We start from the raw sequence: 20,411 nt of genomic DNA on the forward strand, positions 1-20,411 counted from the left end.
TGCTGTTTTTAGTTCGTCTCTGTAGCCGCTTGCTGCTGCCGGTCCTGCTGTTGTGGGGCCTGGGCATGGCCGCCGCATGGGCCGGCGCGCCGCCGCGCACGCTGCGCTTCGAGCAGCTCAGCGTCGAGCACGGACTGGCGCAGGAATCGGTGCTGGCCATCGCGCAGGACAAGCAGGGTTTCATCTGGCTAGGCACCCAGGCCGGCCTGACCCGCTTCGACGGCTACCGCACCGTCACCTACAAGAGCGCCATCTCCGATCCGCGCAGCCTGGGCGACAACTGGATACGCGTGCTGCATCTCGACCCTGCCGGCCAGCTGTGGGTCGGCACGGACGGCGGCCTGGATCGCTACGACGCGGCCAGCAAGACCTTCACCCACTTCCTGCCGCATGAATCGGCGCAGCGCGGCAACGGCAACCGCCACCTGCGCGCGATCGCCGACGATGGCTTGGGCGGCCTGTGGCTGGCCAGCGCCGACGGCCTGCATCACTTCGACCCGGCCACCGCGCGCTTCACCAGCTGGCACCACGATCCGGCCGATGCCGGCAGCCTGGCCAACGACCAGGTCAACGCGCTGGCGCGCGACGCCGCCGGCCGGCTGTGGGTGGGCACCGCCACCGGACTCGATATGCTGGCGCCGGGCGCTTCGCGCTTCCAGCACTACGCGATAGACGCCGGCGGCGACAGCAAGTTCAACGCGGTGCTGGCGCTGCAGGTCGACAGCGCGCAAACGCTGTGGATCGGCACATTGGGCGGACTGGAACAATGGCGCCTGCTGGGCAGCGAGCCGCAGCGCCGCCGCCTCGGCCTGCGCGAAGGATTGAAGCCGGACGTCAGCATCACCACGCTGTACGTGGACGCGGAAACCAATGTCTGGGTCGGCACGCAGGCCGATGGCCTGTTCCGCTGGTTGCCGCCGGAGAACCGGCTGGTGCAGTACCGCCACCAGTTCAGCGACAACCACAGCGTGGCCGACAACCAGATCTCGGCGCTGTTCCGCGACCGCGTCGGCACGTTCTGGGTCGGCACCTGGAACGACGGCGCCAGCCGGGTCGACATGGGCAGCGGCGGCTTCGCCCGCATCGTGCGCCAGCCGGACACGCCGAACTCGCTGTCGGACAACAAGGTACGCGCCATCGTCGCCGAGGCGCGCGGCCAGCTGTGGCTGGGCAGTAGTGGCGGCCTGAATCTGTACGACCCGGTCAGCGGCGAGGGCAAGGTGTGGCGCCACGATCCGCTGCGCGCGAACAGCCTGAGCGACGACCAGGTGACGTCGCTGTGGCGCGAGAAGAACGGCAATATGTGGATAGGCGGGCGCGCCGGCATCAACCACCTGAACGTCGCCACCGGCAAGATCAGCGCGCTGTCCTTCGTGCGCGGCGACCCGGCCAGCGACACCATCCGCAACATCGTCGGCGACCGTAGCGGCGTGCTGTGGATCGCCTCGCGCGGCGGCCTGCACCGGCTCGATCCGGCGACGATGGACGTGCGCACCTTCCGCCACGATCCGTCCGACAGCGCCAGCCTGTCCGACAACGTGGTGCGGCCGATACTGGAAGATCGTCGCGGCCAGCTGTGGATAGGCACCTTCAACGGCCTCGATCTGCTGGACCGCAAGACCGGCAAGTTCCGCCACTTCCGGCGCGACCCTGCCGATCCGTTCAGCCTCAGTCACGACGAGGTGCACTACCTGTACGAGGACGGCCGCGGCACGATCTGGGTCGGCACGGCGGCGGGCCTGAACAAGATGGAGGTGGCGGCCGACGGCGCCATCCGCTTCCGCCGCTACCTGCGCAAGGACGGCATCGCCGACGACGCCATCGCCTCGATCCTGCCGGATGATGCCGGCAACCTTTGGCTGAGCACCAACAGCGGCTTGTCGCGCCTGAACACGCAAACGGGCCTGGTGCGCAACTACAGCGGCGCCGACGGCACCATCGAAGGCGCCTACTTCGACGGCGCCGCGCTGCGCACGCCGGACGGCACGCTGTACTTCGGCGGCTTCAACGGCATCACCGCGTTCTCGCCGTCGGAAGTGCGCGAGAACAGCGTGGCGCCGACGGTGGCCATCACCGATTTCCAGATCTTCAACAAGTCGCTCAAGCCGGGCCAGGGCGAGCATCCGGACGTGCTGAAGACGGCGATCGAGCACACCAGCGCGCTGACGCTGCCGGAATCCGACTCGGTGTTCTCGCTGGAGTTCGCGGCGCTGCACTACGCCGCGCCGCAGCGCAACCGCTTCGCCTACCAGTTGCAGGGCTTCGACGAGGACTGGGTGGTGACCGATTCCAGCAAGCGTTTCGCCACCTACACCAATCTCGATCCGGGCACGTACACCTTCCGCGTCAAGGCCGCCAACAAGGACGGCATCTGGAACGACAACGCGGCCACGCTGGAGATCACCATCGAGCCGCCGTTCTGGAAAACCTGGTGGTTCCGCGGCCTGCTTGGCCTGCTGGCGCTGGGCGCCGGCTATGTGGCGTACAAAGGGCGCGTGCGCAGCCTGCACCACCAGCAGCAGCGGCTGGAGCAGCTGGTCAGCTCGCGCACGGCGGAGATCGAGCAGAAGAACCTGTTGCTGCAGCAGCAGAAGCAGGAGCTGGAGCAGCGCCGGCTGGAAGCGGAAGCGCAACGCGCCGAGGCGGAGCAGCGCCGCGTCGACACCGAGCGGCAGAAACAGGAAGTCGAGCGGCAGAAGGAAAACGTCGAGCAGGCGCACCGCAACATCTCGGTGCTCAGCGAGCTGGGACGCGAGATGAGCGCCACGCTGGACATGGAAACCACCATGCGCACGCTGTACCGCCACGTGCACCACCTGATGAACGCGCAGATCTTCGGCATCGGCTTCGTGCGCGAGGAGGACGGCGTGATCGACTTCCCGTTCGCGATCGAAGGCGGCGTGCGCACCTTGCCGTACCAGCGCCGGCTGGATGAACCGAACCAGCTGGCCGTGTGGTGCCTGGAGCAGCGCAAGCCGATCTTCATCAACGATTTCTTTGCCGAATACGGCAGCTACATGGACGATTCGGGCCTCGACAGCCTGGTGCCATGCGTGCGCGAGGACGGCGTGCCGGTGGCCAAGGCGCATTCGATGATGTACGCGCCGCTGGTCGTCAGCGACAAGGTGGTCGGCCTGCTATGCGTGCAGAGTACCGAGAAGAACAGCTACCAGCAGGTGCACATGGACATGCTGCAGACGCTGGCTTCGCACGCCGCCGCCGGCCTGGAAAACGCCCGCGCCTACCAGCAGCTGGAAGAGGCGCTGCAGACGCTGCGCCAGACCCAGGAACGGCTGCTGCAGCAGGAGAAGCAGGTGCGGCTGCACACCGAGGAGCTGGCGCGGGCCAACCGCGCCTTGCAGGAGAATGACGAGCGCCTGCGCCTGGCCAAGCGCAAGGCGGAAGACGCCACCCGCCAGAAGTCCGAGTTCCTGGCCAACATGAGCCACGAGATGCGCACGCCGCTGGCCGGCGTGATCGGCATGCTGAACTTCGCGCTGCGCGACGGCAAGCTGGCCGACAGCACGCGCGAGCAGATCCTGCGCGGCCAGGCCAATGCGCAGTCGCTGCTGTCGATCATCAACGATCTGCTGGACTTCTCGAAGATCGAGGCGGGCAAGCTGACCATCGAGAACATCGACTTTTCGCTGTCGGCGGCGGTGGAAAACGTGGTCAGCCTGTTCGAAGAGCAGGCCGCCGCGCACAGCGTCGGTTTCAGCCTGGAGTTCGGCGACGGCCTGCCGCAGTTCGTCGTGGGCGACCCGACGCGGCTGCGCCAGGTGCTGGTCAACCTGGTCGGCAACGCCTTCAAGTTCACCGACCATGGTTCGGTGAACATGCGCGTCGAGCGCGTGCCGCAGGAGGACGACGAGCGCGCGCGCGCCGGCTACAAGGGCGCGCTGAACCGCATCCGCTTCACGGTGGCCGATACCGGCATCGGCATCGACGCGAACGCCATTCCGCGCCTGTTCCAGCAGTTCGAGCAGGCCGACGCCTCCACCACGCGCCGCTACGGCGGCACCGGCCTGGGACTGGCGATCTGCCGCCAGCTGGTCGAGCTGATGGGCGGTTCGATCAACGCCGTCAGCGCGCCGGGGCAGGGCAGCACGTTCTCGTTCGAGCTGCCGCTGGCGAACGGCGTTTCGCCGCCGATGGTGCCGCACGTGCCGCGCGAGCCGCACAGCCATCAGCTGAAGGTGCTGTGCGCGGAAGACTTCCCGACCAACCAGATCATCATCCGCATGATGCTGGAAGACCTGGGCCACAAGGTCGACATCGCGGCCAACGGCGCGCTGGCGGTGCGGGCCTGCGCCCTGACCCGCTACGACCTGATCCTGATGGACGGCCGCATGCCGGAAATGGACGGCGCCAGCGCCACCCGCATGATACGCTCCGGCGGTACGGAGGACGCGCCGGTGCGCGACCAGGAACTGATGATCATCGCGCTGACCGCCAACGCCAGCGAGGAAGACCGCAGCCGCTACCTGGCGTCCGGCATGGACGATTTCCTGACCAAGCCGATCGACGAGGACAAGCTGCACTTCCAGCTCAGCCGCGCGATCGAACGCCAGCTGCAGCGCGGCCTCCAGCTGCCGCGCATGGAACCGCGCCACAATCCGGCGGCCGGCACGCCGGAGCTCGACGCGCTGTTCGGCGTGGCGCCGGCGGCGCTGGAGCCGGCACGGCTGGCGCAGCACAGCGGCGGCAGCGATTTGAAAGGCCGGCTGCGCAGCGCCTTCAACCAGGACGCGCCGCTGCGGCTGGCGGATCTGGAACTGGCGCTGGAGCGGGGCGACGGCGAAGTCGCCAGCCGTCTGTTGCACGGCATGAAGGGGAGCGCAGGATATCTGGAAGAGCAGGAATTGCAGGCGCTGTGCGGCGAGCTGGAACTGGAGGCCGACCACGGCAATTGGCAACGCATCGCCGAGGCCATGCCGCAGCTGCGTCAGCTGCTGTTGCGCGCGGCGGCAACTAGCACGCACTAAGGTTTCAAAATGAGCGCGGCCCGCACAAATCCTTGCCTGTCCAGGACGTAGATCGCTGTTTATAATGTAATATCGAGACAAAGTGCCGTACCGAAGTCAGACCAAGCAGGCGTTATAAAGGCACAGGGAGTCACATGAAAGTTCTGGTAGTGGATGACGATGTCGTCTCACGGATGGTGTTGATGCATTTGATCGATAGCTGTGGCAAGTTCGATATCGTGGAGGCCGAAGATGGCGCCGACGCCTGGGAGCAGTTGGAGCAGGGCTTGCGTCCCGCTATCTGCTTCTGCGACCTGCGCATGCCGCGCCTGTCCGGCATGGAATTGCTGCAGCGCGTCAAAAACCATCCGGAGATCAACACCATGCCGTTCGTGCTGGTGACCTCCGCCACCGACAAGGACACGATGCAGGAGGCGACCCAGCTGGGCGCCGCCGGCTACATCGTCAAGCCGTTCCAGGCCGAGCAGGTGCGGGTGCACCTGGTGAATTTCCTGGACCAGGCGGCCAGCGGCTACGAGCACGTGGCCGAGGAGCCCGCCACCACCATGCGGCGCCTGGGCATCAACGCCGAGCGGCTGCTGGTTTACCTGAACGGATTCCAGAACCAGCTGACCGCCGCCAGCGGCGACCTGGAGGCGATGCTGGGCAAAGGCCAGCAGCAGGAGGCGCAGGTGCGCATCGACCGCCTGCATGCGGGCTGCGTCACGCTGGGCCTGGACGGCGCCGCCACCGGCCTGAAAAGCTTCGCACCAGGCCATTTGTCGAACGAGGCGGTGCAGGCGGTCCTGGCCGACGTGGTGCGCGCGGTGATCCACCAGTCCGGCCTGGCGCGGCAGGGCGCGACGCTCTGATCGCGCGCTGTTTGCGCTTTGTTTACTCATTGACTACCGCATCGCACTTGAAGTCGAGATAGTTTAGGTTTAAAGTATCTGCTGCGTGAGCAGCGGGTATCGACGACTTTCAACTTCAGAGCGACCATGAACCGACCGACAGCGAGTGCCTACACCGACCATTTCGCGCGCGAGCATTTGCCGCCACAGGAGCTGTGGCCCGAGCTGCGCTTCGATTTGCCCGAGCTTCAATACCCGCCGCGCCTGAACTGCGTGGCGCAGCTGTTCGACGGCGCCCTGGCCGCCGGCGCCGGCGAGCGTATCGCCATTCGCGGTGCCGATGTGGAATGGACCTACACCGAGCTGCTGGAGCGGATAGACCGCATCGCCCACGTGCTGCGCGGCCCCATGGGCCTGGAGGCGGGCAACCGGGTGCTGCTGCGCGGCGCCAACAATCCGATGATGGCGGCCTGCATACTGGCGGTGCTGAAGGCCGGCTGCATCGCCGTGCCAACCATGCCGCTGCTGCGCGCGCGCGAGCTGGGCGCCATCGCCGGCAAGGCCGCGGTCAACGCTGTGTTGTGCGCCGACGGCTTGCGCGGCGAGATGGAGGCGGCCGATTTGCCACCCGGCGCGCGGGAAAAGACCTTGTGGTTCGGTTGCACCGATGCCGATGCAGCCGGTTCGCTGGAGGCATCGATGGCGGCGCAGCCGTCCCGCTACGAGGCGGTCGATACGGCGGCGGACGATGTCTGCCTGATCAGCTTCACCTCGGGCACCACCGGCGTGCCGAAAGGGACCATGCATTTCCATCGCGACGTGATGGCGATCTGCGACTGCTTCCCGCGCTCGGTGCTGGCGTCGCAGCGCAGCGACGTTTTCATCGGCACGCCGCCGCTGGCCTTTACTTTCGGCCTCGGCGGCCTGCTGCTGTTCCCGCTGCGGGTGGGCGCGACAGCGGTGCTGCTGGAAAAACTGACGCCGGAAACGCTGCTGCAGGCGATCGAAAAACACCGCGCCACGGTATGCTTCACGGCGCCGACGTTTTACCGGCAGATGGCGCCGCTGGCCGGCAAGTACGACCTGGCCAGCCTGCGCAAGACCGTGTCCGCCGGCGAGGCGCTGCCGCTGGCCACGCGCGAGAGCTGGCGCCAGGCCACGGGACTGGTGATGATAGACGGCATAGGCGCGACCGAGCTGCTGCATATTTTTATTTCGGCGGCGGGCGAGCAGGTGCGGCCCGGCGCGACCGGCAAGCCGGTGCCGGGCTACCAGGCCTGCATCCTCGATCACGACGGCCGGCCGGTGGGACCGGGCGTGATCGGGCGGCTGGCGGTGAAAGGCCCGACCGGCTGCCGCTACCTGGCCGACGAACGCCAGAACGACTATGTGCTCGACGGCTGGAACCTGACCGGCGACGCCTACGAGATGGACGCCGACGGTTATTTTTACTATCGTTCGCGCACCGACGACATGATCATCTCGGCCGGCTACAACATCGCCGGACCGGAAGTGGAGGATGCGTTGCTGCGCCACCCGGCGGTGGCCGAATGCGGCGTGATCGGCAAGCCGGACGAGGAGCGCGGGCAGATCGTCGAGGCGCACGTGGTGCTGAAACCGGACTACGCGGCGTCGCCGGAGCTGGCGGCGCAGTTGCAGGAGTTCGTCAAGGGACAGATCGCGCCGTACAAGTACCCGCGTTCGGTGCGCTTCCTGGCGGCGTTGCCGCGCACCGAAACCGGCAAGCTGCAGCGCTTCAAGCTGCGGAATGAATGAAGAGAACCATATGAATATCGTGTGCATGGGCGGCGGCCCGGCGGGCCTGTATTTCAGCCTGCTGATGAAGAAGCGGAACCCGGACCACCAGATCACGGTGGTGGAGCGCAATCGTCCCTACGATACCTTCGGCTGGGGCGTGGTGTTCTCCGACCAGACGCTGGGCAATCTCGCCAACGCCGACGAGCCGACCGCGCGCGCGATCCTGGAGTCGTTCAACCACTGGGACGATATCGACGTCTTCTTCAAGGGCGAGAGGGTGACCTCGGGCGGCCACGGCTTCTGCGGCATCGGCCGCAAGCACCTGCTCAACATCCTGCAGCGGCGCTGCGAGGAGCTGGGCGTCAAGCTGGTGTTCGAGACCGAGGTGACGGACGACCAGGAGATGGCCGCGCGCTACGGCGCCGACCTGGTGATCGCGTCGGACGGCTTGAACAGCCGCACGCGCACCCGCTACGCCGACAGCTATCAGCCGCAGATCGAGGCGCGCCAGTGCCGCTTCGTGTGGCTGGGCACGCGCAAGAAGTTCGACGCGTTCACCTTCGCGTTCAAACAGACGGAGCATGGCTGGTTCCAGGCGCACATCTATCAGTACGACGGCGATACGTCGACCTTCATCATCGAGACGCCGGAAACGGTGTGGCGCGCGGCGGGGCTGGAGGACATGAACCCTGAACAGGCGATCGCATTTTGCGAACGCCTGTTTGCGGACCAGCTGGACGGCCATGCGCTGATGTCCAATTCGGCGCACCTGCGCGGCTCCGCCATGTGGATCAAGTTCCCGCGCATCGTCTGCGACAAGTGGGTGCACTGGAATGGCGCCGTGCCGGTGGTGCTGATGGGCGACGCCGCCCATTCGGCGCATTACTCGATCGGCTCCGGCACTAAGCTGGCGCTGGAAGATGCGATCGAACTGGCGCGCTGCTTCGGCGAGCATGCGGACCTGGCCAAGGTGCTGGAGCGCTACCAGGCGGTGCGCGCGATCGAGGTCGTCAAGCTGCAAAGCGCGGCCCGCAATTCGATGGAGTGGTTCGAGAACGTCGAGCGCTACACGGCGATGGAAGCGCCGCAGTTCGCCTATTCGATGCTGACGCGCAGCCAGCGCCTGTCGCACGAGAACCTGCGCCTGCGCGATCCGGCTTACGTGGCCGGTTACGAACGCTGGTTCGCCGAGCGCGCCCGCGAGCAGGCCGGCCTGCCGCCGCTGTCGTCGGCTGCGTCCGCATCGGCCGCGCCGCCGATGTTCACGCCGTTCAAGGTGCGCGGCGTCACGCTGAAGAACCGCATCGTGGTATCGCCGATGGCGCAGTACAGCGCCGTCGACGGCACGGTTGGCGACTACCATCTTGCCCATCTCGGCGCGCGCGCCATGGGCGGCGCGGCGATGGTGTTTGCCGAAATGACCTGCGTGTCCGCCGACGCGCGCATCACGCCGGCCTGCCCGGGCATGTATGCGCCCGAGCATACGCAGGCCTGGAAGCGCATCGTCGATTTCGTGCACCAGCACAGCGACGCCAGCATCGCCCTGCAGCTTGGCCATGCCGGCGCCAAGGGTTCGACGCGCGCCATGTGGGATGGCATCGACCAGCCCCTCGACAAGGACAACTGGCCGCTGGTCAGCGCGTCGCCGCAGCAGTACCTGAGCGGCGTTTCGCAAACCGCGCGCGCCATGACGCTGGTTGACATGGACCGCATCGAAGCCGATTTCGCGCGCGCCACACGGGCCGCCGACGAAGCGGGCTTCGACTGGCTGGAGCTGCATTGCGCGCACGGTTACCTGCTGTCGTCGTTCATCTCGCCGCTGACCAACGAGCGCGGCGACGAATATGGCGGCAGCCTTGAAAACCGCTGCCGCTATCCGCTGCGCGTGTTCGCGGCGATGCGCGCCGCCTGGCCGAAGCGCAAGCCGATGAGCGTGCGGATCTCCGCGCACGACTGGGTCGAAGGCGGCATCACGCCGGACGACGCGGTGCGGATCGCGCGCCTGTTCAAGGCGGCCGGCGCCGACATGATCGATTGTTCGTCGGGCCAGGTCAGCAAGCTGGAAAAGCCGGTCTACGGCCGCATGTTCCAGACGCCGTTCGCGGACCGCATTCGCAACGAGGCGGGCATAGGCGCCATCGCCGTCGGCTCGATCTTCGAGGCCGACCATGCCAACGGCATCATCGCCGCCGGCCGCGCGGACCTGTGCGCGGTGGGGCGCCCGCACCTGGCCAATCCTGCGTGGACGCTGGCGGAAGCGGCCCGGATAAGCTACACGGCGGTGACGTGGCCGAAGCAGTACCTGCCGGGCAAGCAGCAGATGGAACGCAACCTGGAACGCGAGCGCCAGCTGGCAGCCGCCAACACCGGACTGACCCCGCAGCAGGTCGCCGCCAAATTGCTGGAGGGATGATGAATCCGATCGCCATGACATTGGAAGGCAAGCACGCGCTGGTGACCGGCGGTGCGCGCGGAATTGGCGCCGCCTGTGCGCGGGCCTTGCTGCTGCGCGGCGCGCGTGTCACGCTGGCCGGCCGCGACGCCAAGGCGCTGGCGCACGCAATGGAGGAAATGAGCTCGCTGGGCGATGTCGACATGCAGATCATCGACGTCACCGATGAAGACTCCGTGCGCGCCGGCTTTACCGCGGCAGTTGCCCGCTTCGGCCGCATCGATATCCTGGTCAACAACGCCGGCCAGGCCGTACCCGCGCCGTTCGGCAAGACCGACGCCGCGCTGTGGCGGCGCATGCTGGACGTGAACCTGACCGGCACCTTCCACTGCACCCAGGCCGCGCTGCCCGGCATGCTGGATGCGAAATGGGGCCGCATCGTCAACGTCGCCTCCACGGCAGGTCTGGTAGGCTATCGCTACGTCAGCGCCTATGTCGCCGCCAAGCACGGCGTGATCGGCCTGACGCGCGCGCTGGCGCTGGAAGTGGCCACCAAGGGCGTGACGGTCAACGCCGTCTGCCCCGGCTATACCGAAACCGACATCGTGCGCGAGGCGGTCGCCAACATCGTCGCCAAAACCGGTCGCAGCGAGGACGAGGCGCGCGCCGAACTGGCCGCCGGCAATCCGCAAAAGCGGCTGGTGCAAAGCGACGAAGTGGCCAACGCCGTGGCCTGGCTCTGCCTGCCCGAATCGGCCGCCATGAATGGACAATCCGTCGCCGTCGCCGGCGGCGAAGTAATGTGAAAAGAAACCATGTCATCACTCTCAGACAACGATAACAATCCGGACAATCCGATCGAGGACGGCGAGGCGCCGGTGCTCGACCTGGCCAGCCGGCTGACGCAGGACCACCACCAGTCGCTCAAGCTGTGGCTGCGCATGCTGTCCTGCACCGTCAAGATCGAAAACGAGATCCGCAGCCGGCTGCGCGCCACCTTCGGCATCACCTTGCCGCGCTTCGACCTGATGGCGCAGCTTGAGCGCTACCCGCAGGGGCTGCGCATGGGCGAGCTGTCGAAACGGATGATGGTCACCGGCGGCAATATCACCGGCATCACCGATCAGCTGGAGCAGGAAAAGCTGGTGGTGCGCGTGCCCGATCCGAAGGACGGCCGCGCCTACAGCGTCAAGCTGACGCCGGCCGGCCGCAAGGCCTTCGCCACGATGGCCGCCGTGCACGAAGGCTGGATCGCCGAACTGCTGCAGGACATGTCGGGTGCGGACAAGGGGCAGCTGATCGACCTGCTGTCGCAGATGAAGCGGCACCTGAACGCGTCGGACGAAAAATAAGGAGCCACACCATGCGATACCTTCCCGGCGAAGCGCAGCAACTGCCCGGCAACCGCGCCGCGCTGGCCGATTACCAGGCCAGCCATTTTCTGTTTGAAGTCGGCGGCGGCGTCGCCACGCTGACCCTGAACCGTCCCGAGCGCAAGAATCCGCTGACCTTCGATTCCTATGCCGAACTGCGCGACCTGTTCCGCGCGCTGGCCTACGCGGACGACGTCAAGGCCGTCGTCATTACCGGCGCGGGCGAGAACTTCTGCTCCGGCGGCGACGTGCACGACATCATCGGTCCGCTGACCAAGCTGGACATGCCCGGCCTGCTGGCCTTCACGCGCATGACGGGCGACCTGGTGAAAGCCATCCGCGCCTGTCCGCAGCCGATCGTGGCCGCGGTCGACGGCATTTGCGCCGGCGCCGGCGCGATCCTGTCGCTGGCGTCGGACATGCGCCTCGGCACCGCGCGCAGCAAGACCGCCTTCCTGTTCACCCGCGTCGGCCTGGCCGGCTGCGACATGGGCGCCTGCGCCTTGCTGCCGCGCGTGATCGGCCAGGGCCGCGCCGCCGAACTGCTGTACACGGGGCGCTCGATGTCAGGCGCGGAAGCGGAGCGCTGGGGCTTCTTCAACAGCCTGCATGAACCGGAGGCGCTGCTGGACGCCGCGCGCGCGCTGGCGCAAGGCCTGGCCGACGGCCCGACCTTCGCCCACGGCATGACCAAGAAGATGCTGCAGCAGGAATGGAACATGGGCGTCGACGAGGCCATCGAAGCGGAGGCGCAGGCGCAGGCCATCTGCATGGCGACCAACGATTTCCATCGCGCCTATCATGCCTTCGTGGCCAAGCAAAAACCTGAATTCGAAGGCGACTGATGGCGGACAAATCTTACCTGGAGTGGCCGTTCTTTGAGGCGCGTCACGCGGAGCTTGAACGGCAGCTCGACGCCTGGGCGGCGCGGCATATCGCCCAGCACCACGAAGCCGACGTCGATGCCGCCTGCCGCCATCTGGTGCGCCAGCTGGGCGAGGGTGGATGGCTCAGCCACGCCATCGGCGGCAGCGCGTACGGCGGCAGCGTCGACGGCATCGACACCCGCGCCATCTGCCTGATCCGCGAGACGCTGGCGCGCCACAACGGCCTGGCCGATTTCGCCTTCGCCATGCAGGGGCTGGGCTCCGGCGCCATCAGCCTGCACGGCAGCGACGCCCAGCGGGCGGACTACCTGCCGCGTGTCGCGCGCGGCGAGGCGATCGCTGCGTTCGCGCTGTCCGAGCCGCAGGCCGGCTCCGACGTCGCCGCCATGCAGTGCGCGGCGGTGCTGGAGCAGGACGGCGGCCACTATGTGCTCAACGGCGAGAAAACCTGGATCTCCAACGGCGGCATCGCCGACTTCTACGTGGTGTTTGCGCGCACCGGCGAACAGCCCGGCGCGCGCGGCATCAGCGCCTTCATCGTCGATGCCGGCACGCCGGGCTTCGACATCGCCGAGCGTATCCAGGTGATCGCCCCGCATCCGCTGGCGCGCCTGACCTTCACCGATTGCCGCATCCCCGCCGCCAGGCGGATCGGCGAGGCGGGGCAGGGCTTCAAGGTGGCGATGGCGACGCTGGACGTGTTCCGCACCTCGGTCGCCGCGGCGGCGCTGGGCTTTGCGCGGCGCGCGCTGGACGAGGCGCTGGCGCACGCCACGCAACGGCAGATGTTCGGCCAGGTGCTGTCCGACTTCCAGCTGACGCAGGCGAAGCTGGCGCAGATGGCGACCGGCGTCGACGCCGCCGCGCTGCTGACCTATCGCGCGGCATGGCTGCGTGACCAGGGACGCAAGGTGACCAAGGAGGCGGCGATGGCCAAGATGACCGCCACCGAAACGGCGCAGCAGGTGATCGACGCCGCGCTGCAGATGTTCGGCGGCCTGGGCGTGGTCAGCGAGCAGCCGGTCGAGCGGCTGTACCGCGAGATCCGCGCGCTGCGCATCTACGAGGGCGCCACCGAAGTACAGCAACTGATCATCGCGCGCGAACTGCTGCGCGAACTCAATCACAAGGAAGCATGATGGAATTTCTTCAACCGCCAGGCTGGGCGCGGCCCCGTGGCTATTCGAACGGCGTGGCCGCCAGCGGCCGCACGGTCTGCGTCAGCGGCATGATAGGCTGGGACGGGCAGGGCGTGTTCCACACCGACGACTTCGCCGGCCAGGTGCGCCAGGCGCTGCGCAACATCGTCGAGGTGCTGGCCGAGGCCGACGCCCGCCCCGAACACATCGTGCGCATGACCTGGTATGTGCTGGACCGGAAGGAATACGTCGGCGCCTACAAGGAAGTGGGCGCCGCCTACCGGGAGATTATCGGCGCGCACTATCCGGCCATGACGGCGGTGCAGGTGGCGGGCCTGGTCGAGGACCGGGCCAGGGTGGAGATCGAGGTGACGGCGGTGGTGCCGTAGGTATATGGTCCCCCCGACTGGAATCGAACCAGTATCCCACGCTTAGGAGGCATGTGCACTATCCATTGTGCTACGGGGAGGACGCGGGCCACCCGGCGAACTGCCGGACGGCGCGCAATTATAGCCGAAGCTTGTCAGCGGAAGGTGCCCGCAGCAGACATTTGTCTGAACAGGTACTGCAACGACATCCACACCACCATATCGTCGAACTCGCCACCGGCACTATCTTTTTGTTCACTTTTTGCGCGGCTCAAGAATTGATTGGCCGCGCTGTTGTTGCTTAGTTCATCATAGTTGCCAATAGTTCCATTGGCCAATGCTATGCCCGTGCTGCCGGTCCCAAGATTGTTTTTTCCACTGGAGAATATTACGGCCGGCGAACATTGCGAGCCGATCGCGCAGGTGCGCTGGCCGGCGCGATAGAACAGCTCTCCGGTATTGGACCTGCCGAGCACGGTCTTGTTGGCCACCGCAGTATAGGGCTGGATCCGGGCATTGGCAAAACTGGGCGTCACGCTGTATCTCAGCAGCTTACCCCAGCTATCGGTACCGCGCACGCCCAGCGTGGCCCAGGGCAAAAATCCCGTGCATGCCGCCTCCGTGTCGCACTGGCCGGATATTTCCTTGCCGTGGCTCGTCGCGCTGGCTGGCCGCGGCAAGCGGCCGTTCAGAAGGGCAAATCCCACCAGCGCCTCATGCGCTTCTGTCAAGGCAAGCAAAGAGTTCCGCTCGCGAATGGCGTCGGACCGGGGGGTGAATGCGGAGATCAGCATGCCGCCGGCGGCCAGGCCAAGCACCACCACCAGCAACAGCAGTGCGGCGCCGCGTTGGCGAGCAGGAAGGCGGGGTGATCGGGCAGCGTACATGGCGGCAGCAGTGGGGGCGATCGCCTGATAGTAGCTGATGAAGCGTTGAAAATCCAGCCGGCCGGCAGGCGCCGACGGGGTTGGCGCAGCGATTCTGGTGCAGCGCAGCAGGATGCCGGTACAATACGGTTCCTTTCAATTTTCCGGCTGTGCCGCATCGTTCGCCGCGCCGCCTGTACACCTACACTCCTATGGCTGTTATTTCTCTTTCTTCTGCGCAACTGGCATTTGGTCACGTGGCGCTTCTCGATCACGCGGAGTTTTCCCTTGAAACCGGGGAACGCGTCGGGCTGATCGGCCGCAACGGTACCGGTAAATCGTCATTGTTGAAAATCATTTCTGGTCGCTTCAAGCTGGACGACGGTCTGCTGGTCATGCAACAGGGCCTGAAAATCGCCTATGTCGAGCAGGAGCCGGTGTTCGAGCCGGAAATGAGCGTGTTCGACGCGGTTGCCTCCGGCATGGGCGACCTGCAGGACTTGTTGAAGGAGTACGACGCGTTGACCGGCCAGTTCGGCCAGGGCAATGACGACGCCGTGATGGAGCGCATGCATGACATTCAGGTCAAACTGGATGCGGCCGACGCCTGGAGCCTGCAAAACAAGGTCGAAGCGACCTTGGACCGCCTGAACCTGGGGGCCGGCATGCTGATGAAGCAGCTCTCGGGCGGGATGCAAAAGCGCGTCGCGCTGGCGCGCGCGCTGGTGTCGGCGCCGGACGTGCTGCTGCTCGACGAACCGACCAACCATCTGGACTTCACCTCCATCCAGTGGTTGGAAGGCTTGCTGCGCGACTACAAGGGCAGCGTCCTGTTCATCACCCACGACCGCTCCTTCCTGGATAACGTAGCGACCCGCATCATCGAGCTGGATCGTGGCAAGCTGCTGTCATATCCAGGCAACTTCTCCGCCTATCAGACCCGCAAGGCTGAGCAGTTGGAAATCGAGGAGGTGGAAAACGCCAAGTTCGACAAATTCCTGGCGCAGGAAGAAGTGTGGATACGCAAGGGCGTCAAGGCGCGTCGGGTGCGCGACGAGGGCCGGGTGCGCCGTCTAGAGGCATTGCGCGCGCAACGCAGCGTGCGGCGCGAGCAACAAGGACAGGTCAGGTTGGACGTCTCGTCCGGCGAGCGTTCGGGCAAGATCGTGGCCGACATGGAAAACGTTTGTAAGGCCTATGGCGATAAAGTCATCGTCAACAACTTCAGCGCCACCATCCTGCGCGGCGACAAGGTCGGCCTGATAGGCGCCAACGGCGCCGGCAAGACGACGCTGCTGAAGATGATACTGGGCGAGGACGCGGCCGACAGCGGCAGCGTCAAGCTGGGCACCAAGCTGCAGGTGGCATATTTCGACCAGATGCGCGCCCAGCTGAATGAAGAAGCCAACTTGATGGAAACCATAGCCCCCGGCAGCGACTGGGTCGAGGTCAACGGCCAGCGCAAGCATGTGATGAGTTACCTGGGCGACTTCCTGTTCGCCCCAGAGCGCGCCAGGTCGCCGGTCAAGTCGCTGTCCGGCGGCGAGCGCAACCGCCTGCTGCTGGCGCGCCTGTTCGCCAAACCAGCCAACTGCCTGGTGCTGGACGAGCCGACCAACGATCTCGACATCGATACGCTCGAGCTGCTGGAGGAGTTGTTGGAAGACTATGAGGGCACGGTGTTCCTGGTCAGTCACGACCGTACCTTCCTCGACAACGTGGTGACCCAGGTCATCGTCGCCGAAGGAGCGGGGCAGTGGCGCGAGTTCGTCGGCGGTTACAGCGACTGGGAGCGTGTGCGCGCGATGACGCCGGCGACCGTCCCTGCCAAGGCGGCACCCAAGGCGGAGGCGGCGCCCGCCGTCAGCAGCATGGCGGCACCGGCGGTCAAGCAGAAGAAACTCAGTTTCAAGGAACAGCGCGAGCTGGACGAATTGCCCAAGCTGATAGCGGCGTTGGAGGACGAACAAAGCGCGCTCAATCTGCAGCTATCGGACCCGGACTTCTACAAGAAAAACGCGGCTGAAGCCAAGCGCGTCAATGCCCGCATCGCCGCCATCGAGGAGGAATTGCTGGAGGCGTTGGAAAAATGGGAGCAGATCGAGCAGCGCGCGCAATTGAAGTAAAACTGGTCTTATTGAGCTGAAATATTGTAATATGGTCATTTGTGTAGCTATTGATTTAAGTCGGCGGCTGCGGCCCGGGTCATTCAGCCCGGCAGCGGCGGCGCCTGCGGAACAGCGGTGACCGTGTGAAAAAGATGGTTCTATGGCAGAGAGTGCGCGGCGCGGGCGTGTCAGGATGGCAGGCATGATGGGGGACCGGGAGACGCGAGCCCGCGTGCTGCCGTTCGCGTTATACATGGGATTTGTGCTGGTGGCCGACGTGCTGGGCCGCATCGGCTACGTGGAACTGCGCTGGCTGTACCCGGTCAAGGTCGGCCTGGTGGCGGTCTTGCTCTGGTGTTACCGCAACGCCTACAGCGAGCTGCGGCGGCCATGGCCTAACGTCCGCCAGCTGCTGCTGGCGGTGATCGGCGGCCTGCTGGTGTTCGTGCTGTGGATCGGACTCGATAGCGCCTGGATGCAGCTGGGGCACTCCGCCGGCTACGACCCGCGCGTTGACGGCCATATCGACTGGCCGCTGGCGCTGACGCGTGTGGCCGGCGCGGCGCTGGTGGTGCCGCTCATGGAAGAGTTGTTCTGGCGCTCATTCTTGTTGCGCTGGATTCAGCAGCCGGCGTTCTTGGCGCTGGCGCCGCGCTCGCTGGGACTGAAGCCGCTAATTGTGTCATCAATACTGTTTGGTATCGAGCATAATCTGTGGTTTGCTGGTGTCGTAGCTGGTCTGGTGTATGGTTATTTATACCGGCATAGCGAGTCGCTCTGGGTGCCTGTGTTGGCGCATGGCGTGACCAACGGTGTGCTTGCGGTGTGGATTATTACTACCGGGAACTGGAATTATTGGTAATGTTGTCTATCTCACTGACGGACCTAAAGACGAAAAACAATGCTGAGATCTTTGCAAACTAAATCGTATGTGTGCCGGCAAGGCGTGATCGTGCCGATGTCCCTGGCAATACGCCGTCTTCGTGCCGCGCCCGTGTCGGCGTTCGCCTTTGCCGCTGGCGTATTGTGTGGCGGCAGCGCCCATGCCACCCTGAGCGACACGATCCACCCCTTTGTCGGTGTCTCGTACAACTATGATGACAATTTGTTTCGCCAGCCAGACGGCGCCGCCAGCGGCGCGCAGTCCGACACCTCGCGCAACGCCTACGTCGGCATCAGCCTGGAGCGGCCGGTAGCGCGCCAGCTGTTTACCGCCAATGCGCAGATCAGCCGGGTGACGTTCCAGCGTTTTGACCAGCTTGATTACAACGGCAAGAATGCCAGCGCAAACTGGCTGTGGCGCCTGGGCGAGCACCTGGATGGCAATCTGGGCGGCACTTACGCCGAAACCTTGGCGTCGTTCAATGATTTCCATGTCACCGAGCGCAATCTGCGCAAGCAGCGCGGCGAATATGCTGAGCTGAACTGGCGTTTCCATCCCAGCTGGCGCGCACGCGGCCGCTACAGCTCGGATAAATCGGAATTCGACCTCGCCTCCCAGCGCTTCCTCGATCGGACCGAGGACAACACCGAGCTGGGTCTGGACTACCTGGTGTCGAGCGGCAGCTCTGTCGGCCTGCAGGCCAATCGCCTCAAAGGGCATTATCCGAATATCCAGAACGCCGGCCTGCTGCTCGATCAGGGCTATACCGAAAATGACCTGCGCCTCAAGGTCGACTGGCACTTCAGCGCCTTGACGACGGTACAGTTGCTGCTGGGGCACGGCAGCCGGACACACGACAGCTTCACCACCCGCGATGCGAGCGGCACCACCGGACGCCTGGTGGCCACCTGGTTGCCGCGCACTTCGTTACGCGTGGTCGGCTCCCTGTCGCGGGAGTTCGTGCCGTTCGAGGGCAGCATTGCGACGTACAGCCTGAACAAGGGCGCCAGCGTGAAGGCAAGCTGGGTGATCAGTTCCAAGGTCAGCGCCGACGCCAAATATAGCCGGGTGCAGCGCGACTACCGCGGCTTGCAGGGCATTCCCGGCCTGGGCAACACCGATTCGAGCGATTCGACCCGCAGCGCCGGGGTGGGGCTGAATTATCAGGCCCGCAGCAATATTCAACTTGGGCTTTCCGTGTTCCGGGAATCGCGCAATGCGAACCAGTCGGTGACCTCCGGTTTCCATTCGCAAGGCGGTTCCGTTTTTGCTAATCTGCAATTCTAGTAGTGAAGTCTGAACATGACGGTCAATGATATCCCCTTAATCTCCTTTTTTCAGCGGGTGCTCGACCCGCTGATCATCATGGCGACGCTGTATTTGTTTTCAGCGCTGTCCGGCGTGCCGTTCAACGGCTATTCCCTGGTGCTGATGATCATCTCCTTCTTTATCTCCTCCTCTATCTACCAGCATATCGATCCCTATCGGACCTGGCGCAGCGGCCGCATGCTGGCCTATGCACGCGATCTGTTTGTCGGCTGGATCGTTACCGTGCTGATCTTGGTGTGCCTGGGATCGGTCAGCGGCTTGGCCTACCATTACAATCCGCGGGTGCTGCTGATCTGGTTTGTCGCCACGCCGTTCGCGCTGCTGGCCAGCCACTTGACGGCGCGCAAGCTGCGCTCGGGGCCGGCGCATGGCAGCGAGGTGCGTTCGGTGGTGATCATCGGCGCCAACGACGTCGGCCTGAAATTTGCCCGCGTGATCGACAAGAATCCCAACCTGTTCATGTCGGTGCGCGGCTTCTTCGACGATCGCACGGTCGACCGCCGTCCGCCCGACCTGTGCCATCCGGTGCTGGGGCGCATGGCCGATATCGCCGAATTTGTGCGCGAGCATCAAATCAAGATGATTTTCATCAGCCAGCCGATCTCGGCGCAGCCACGCATCCGCCTGCTGCTCGACGAGTTGCAGGACACGACGGCGTCGGTCTATTTCCTGCCCGATATCTATGTGTTCGACCTGATGCAGGCGCGCTTCGACAATGTCGGCGGCATGCCGGTGATCGCCATCTGCGAGAGCCCGTTTACCGGGTTTAACAGCATGATCAAGCGCGCCAGCGACATCATTCTGGCGGTGCTGATCCAGCTGATGCTATTGCCTGTCATGCTGATGATCGCGCTGGCGGTGAAGCTGACGTCGCCGGGACCGGTGATTTTCCGGCAACGCCGCTACGGCCTGTATGGTGAAGAAATCCTGGTGTATAAATTCCGCTCGATGACGGTGGTGGAGGACGGTGCCACGGTGGTGCAGGCGACCAAGAACGACCAGCGGGTGACCAGCATCGGCGCTTTCCTGCGCCGCAGCTCGCTCGATGAATTGCCGCAGTTCCTGAATGTGATCCAGGGACGCATGAGCATTGTGGGACCGCGTCCGCACGCCGTGGCGCACAACGAGCAATACCGCAAGCTGATCAAGGGCTATATGCTGCGTCACAAGGTCAAGCCCGGCATTACCGGCTGGGCCCAGGTGAATGGCTTGCGCGGCGAGACCGAAACGCTGGACAAGATGGAGGCGCGCATCCGCTATGATCTCGACTATTTGCGCAACTGGTCGCTGTGGCTGGATCTGTGGATCATCGTCCGCACGGTCAAGGTGGTGCTAAAGCGCGATAACGCACATTGAGCATGGTGCGGCGCCGCAATCGGCGCGCAGAAAAGCGGCTTTGATGCTAATTTATGCGATAGTTGTGCCGGCAGCGGTATTGTGCGGCGCCGGCGCGGGGGTGTCGGAAATAATATTTCCAAGTAACAATCTTTATA

General features: G+C 65.1%; 14 protein-coding genes and 1 tRNA gene. 13 read left to right on the forward strand and 2 right to left on the reverse strand.

The window, feature by feature from the left end:
• Nucleotides 1–65: 65 nt before the first annotated feature.
• The 9 genes from ACSQ3S_RS09650 (at nt 66) to ACSQ3S_RS09690 (ending at nt 13,753) form a co-directional block, all read left to right on the forward strand.
• On the forward strand, nt 66–4,985 hold the full coding sequence (locus ACSQ3S_RS09650; protein WP_436145003.1) for a two-component regulator propeller domain-containing protein: 4,920 nt from the start codon (nt 66–68) through the stop codon (nt 4,983–4,985).
• 134 nt (nt 4,986–5,119) lie between these two features.
• Nucleotides 5,120–5,836, forward strand: a complete 717-nt coding sequence (locus tag ACSQ3S_RS09655) for a response regulator (protein ID WP_176655129.1) — start codon at nt 5,120–5,122, stop codon at nt 5,834–5,836.
• Between the two features lie 126 nt (nt 5,837–5,962).
• Nucleotides 5,963–7,591: an AMP-binding protein gene (locus ACSQ3S_RS09660; RefSeq protein ID WP_436142235.1), complete on the forward strand. Its 1,629-nt coding sequence runs from the start codon at nt 5,963–5,965 to the stop codon at nt 7,589–7,591.
• Nucleotides 7,592–7,601: 10 nt separating this feature from the next.
• Nucleotides 7,602–9,986: a bifunctional salicylyl-CoA 5-hydroxylase/oxidoreductase gene (locus ACSQ3S_RS09665; RefSeq protein ID WP_436142236.1), complete on the forward strand. Its 2,385-nt coding sequence runs from the start codon at nt 7,602–7,604 to the stop codon at nt 9,984–9,986.
• Nucleotides 9,986–10,771 carry an SDR family NAD(P)-dependent oxidoreductase gene (locus tag ACSQ3S_RS09670; protein ID WP_436145004.1) on the forward strand — a complete coding sequence of 262 codons (786 nt, stop codon included), beginning with the start codon at nt 9,986–9,988 and terminating at the stop codon, nt 10,769–10,771. Before ACSQ3S_RS09665 ends, ACSQ3S_RS09670 begins: the two co-directional genes overlap by 1 nt.
• A 9-nt stretch (nt 10,772–10,780) precedes the next feature.
• Complete coding sequence (locus tag ACSQ3S_RS09675) at nt 10,781–11,317, forward strand: MarR family winged helix-turn-helix transcriptional regulator (RefSeq protein ID WP_176655132.1); 537 nt, start codon at nt 10,781–10,783, stop codon at nt 11,315–11,317.
• 11 nt (nt 11,318–11,328) lie between these two features.
• Nucleotides 11,329–12,183, forward strand: coding sequence for an enoyl-CoA hydratase family protein (locus ACSQ3S_RS09680; protein ID WP_436142237.1), 855 nt, complete (start codon nt 11,329–11,331; stop codon nt 12,181–12,183).
• Entirely contained in the window at nt 12,183–13,364 is a 1,182-nt protein-coding gene (locus ACSQ3S_RS09685) for an acyl-CoA dehydrogenase family protein (protein WP_436142238.1), read from the forward strand. The genes ACSQ3S_RS09680 and ACSQ3S_RS09685 overlap by 1 nt, the downstream gene beginning before the upstream one ends.
• Complete coding sequence (locus tag ACSQ3S_RS09690; protein WP_176655233.1) at nt 13,364–13,753, forward strand: RidA family protein; 390 nt, start codon at nt 13,364–13,366, stop codon at nt 13,751–13,753. The genes ACSQ3S_RS09685 and ACSQ3S_RS09690 overlap by 1 nt, the downstream gene beginning before the upstream one ends.
• A gap of 5 nt (nt 13,754–13,758) precedes the next feature.
• On the opposite strand, the gene ACSQ3S_RS09695 is transcribed toward ACSQ3S_RS09690, so the two are convergent.
• Nucleotides 13,759–13,833: transfer RNA gene (locus ACSQ3S_RS09695), tRNA-Arg, on the reverse strand.
• A 54-nt stretch (nt 13,834–13,887) separates the two neighbouring features.
• The gene (locus ACSQ3S_RS09700) at nt 13,888–14,619 is read right to left on the reverse strand and encodes a hypothetical protein (RefSeq protein ID WP_436142239.1); all 732 of its coding nucleotides are present in this window, start codon (nt 14,617–14,619) and stop codon (nt 13,888–13,890) included.
• A 191-nt stretch (nt 14,620–14,810) separates the two neighbouring features.
• Here ACSQ3S_RS09700 and ACSQ3S_RS09705 point away from each other — a divergent pair, with 191 nt between their 5' ends.
• The 4 genes from ACSQ3S_RS09705 (at nt 14,811) to ACSQ3S_RS09720 (ending at nt 20,274) form a co-directional block, all read left to right on the forward strand.
• Nucleotides 14,811–16,724: an ATP-binding cassette domain-containing protein gene (locus ACSQ3S_RS09705; protein WP_436142240.1), complete on the forward strand. Its 1,914-nt coding sequence runs from the start codon at nt 14,811–14,813 to the stop codon at nt 16,722–16,724.
• Nucleotides 16,725–16,899: 175 nt separating this feature from the next.
• The gene (locus ACSQ3S_RS09710) at nt 16,900–17,568 is read left to right on the forward strand and encodes a CAAX prenyl protease-related protein (RefSeq protein ID WP_436142241.1); all 669 of its coding nucleotides are present in this window, start codon (nt 16,900–16,902) and stop codon (nt 17,566–17,568) included.
• 39 nt (nt 17,569–17,607) lie between these two features.
• Nucleotides 17,608–18,876, forward strand: a complete 1,269-nt coding sequence (epsL, locus tag ACSQ3S_RS09715; protein WP_436142242.1) for an XrtB/PEP-CTERM-associated polysaccharide biosynthesis outer membrane protein EpsL — start codon at nt 17,608–17,610, stop codon at nt 18,874–18,876.
• 15 nt (nt 18,877–18,891) lie between these two features.
• Nucleotides 18,892–20,274, forward strand: a complete 1,383-nt coding sequence (locus tag ACSQ3S_RS09720) for an undecaprenyl-phosphate glucose phosphotransferase (protein ID WP_436142243.1) — start codon at nt 18,892–18,894, stop codon at nt 20,272–20,274.
• Nucleotides 20,275–20,411 lie beyond the last annotated feature (137 nt).

Source organism: Duganella sp. LjRoot269 (assembly GCF_964254095.1).
GTDB classification, from domain to species: domain Bacteria; phylum Pseudomonadota; class Gammaproteobacteria; order Burkholderiales; family Burkholderiaceae_D; genus Rugamonas; species Rugamonas hordei.